This is a genomic window from Campylobacter sp. TTU-622, assembly GCF_016598965.1.
Classification (GTDB): domain Bacteria; phylum Campylobacterota; class Campylobacteria; order Campylobacterales; family Campylobacteraceae; genus Campylobacter_D.
In genome coordinates this window covers 1-1,778 of the sequence record NZ_JAENKR010000144.1, presented here as the reverse complement: position 1 = coordinate 1,778, position 1,778 = coordinate 1, and the positions used below count along the sequence as shown (strand labels likewise).

Below are 1,778 nucleotides of genomic sequence, written 5' to 3'. Positions count from 1 at the left end.
AAATTATGATATGCCTTTACTTGTTTTAAGAGCATTAAAATATAATATCAAGGCTAATGCTTATTTAGATACCATTACAGATAAATGGAATAATTACAAAACGCGTTTTTCTGAAAATAAACATTGCGATTTGTTTGAATCTTTTGGATCTTATCGTGGTTTAAAACTTGATCTTATTTGTGCTATGGCGAATTTACCTGGAAAATATGAAATTCACGGCAATGAAGTTCTTGATTTATTTTATGAAAACAAATTAGAAAAAATTCATGAATATTGCGAAAGCGATACTTTAAATACTTTTATGTTATTTTTAAAATACGAATTTATTAAAGGTAATATCAATGAAAATGATTTTATTGACTCTTTAAATACAATGAAAGAATTTCTTATACAAAAAAAACAAGATCGTTCTTATGTTGATATTTTTATTAAAGCAAGTGAAGATGAAATTTCTAAAATAAAACTTAGCATTTAATCAAATATACTAGAATATTATTTTAAGTAAAAAAAGGAATAAATGATGAAAATTTTAATTACTGGTGGAGCAGGTTATATCGGATCGCACACTTTAAGACAATTTTTAAATACAAATTATGAAATTTGTGTGTTAGATAATTTATCTAAAGGAAGTGAAATTGCAATTAAAGATTTAAAAAGTATTAGAGACTTTAAATTTTTTAAACAAGATTTGAGTGATTTTAAGGCTATTAAAGAACTTTTTAAACAAGAAAAATTTGATGCAGTAGTTCATTTTGCTGCGAGCATTGAAGTATTTGAAAGTATGCAAAATCCTTTGAAATATTATTTAAATAATACGGCTAATACAAGCAATCTTATACAGACTTGTTTAGAAAATAATGTTAAAAATTTTATTTTTTCTTCTACTGCAGCAACTTATGGAGAGCCTCAAACTTCTGTAGTAAGCGAAAAAAGCCCTTTAAATCCTATCAATCCCTATGGAAGAAGTAAGCTTATGAGCGAAGAGGTTTTAAAAGATGCTAATATGGCTGATCCTTCTTTTAAATATTGTATTTTAAGATATTTTAATGTTGCGGGTGCTTGTATGGATTTTAAATTAGGACAGCGTTATCCAAAAGCAACTTTACTTATAAAAGTAGCAGCAGAATGTGCGGCCAATAAACGTGATAAAATATATATTTTTGGAGATAATTATAACACCAAAGATGGAACTTGTATAAGAGATTATATTCATGTAGATGATATTTCAAGTGCTCATTTATCGGCTTTAGAATACTTGCAAAATAATGAAAGTAATATTTTTAATGTAGGTTATGGTCACGGTTTTAGCGTAAAAGAAGTGATTCAAACTATGAAAAAAGTAAGCGGTGTAGATTTTAAAGTAGAACTTGCCCCACCTCGTGCAGGAGATCCTAGTGTTTTAATTTCAAATGCAGATAAAATTCGTTCTTTAACATCTTGGAAACCAAGATTTGATAACTTAGAAATAATTTGCAAAAGTGCTTTTGATTGGGAAAAACAGTGTTAAAAAAACTTTTTTTTATTTTAAATAAAAAAGATAAGAATTTTTTATTTTCTTTGTTAGTTTTTTCTATTTTTATTTCATTTATGGAAACTTTTGCTATATCTTTAATAATGCCTTTTGTTACTTTAGCTAGTGATTTTTCTTATTTTGATAAAAATGAATATCTAATTATTATTAAAGAGTACTTAGCTTTGCCTACTTATAAAATCATTGTTTATTTTGGATTAATTTTAGTTTGTTTTTATATAATACGTGCTTTATTAAATTCTTATTA

General features: G+C 25.6%; 1 protein-coding gene and 2 pseudogenes. All 3 read left to right on the top strand.

The annotated features are described in order from the left end of the window. A pseudogene (locus tag JG677_RS08015) lies at positions 1–475 on the top strand (3'-5' exonuclease); the annotation flags it as partial. A 45-nt stretch (positions 476–520) separates the two neighbouring features. Continuing rightward, positions 521–1,507, top strand: coding sequence for a UDP-glucose 4-epimerase GalE (gene galE, locus JG677_RS08010; RefSeq protein ID WP_200286105.1), 987 nt, complete (start codon positions 521–523; stop codon positions 1,505–1,507). Beyond that, a pseudogene (locus tag JG677_RS08005) lies at positions 1,501–1,778 on the top strand (ABC transporter ATP-binding protein); the annotation flags it as partial. The gene galE and the pseudogene JG677_RS08005, both read left to right, overlap by 7 nt.

Coding starts and splice junctions, on each gene's coding strand:
- galE (WP_200286105.1), top strand. CDS start 521: ATGAAAATTTTAATTACTGGTGGAGCAGGTTATATCGGATCGCACACT.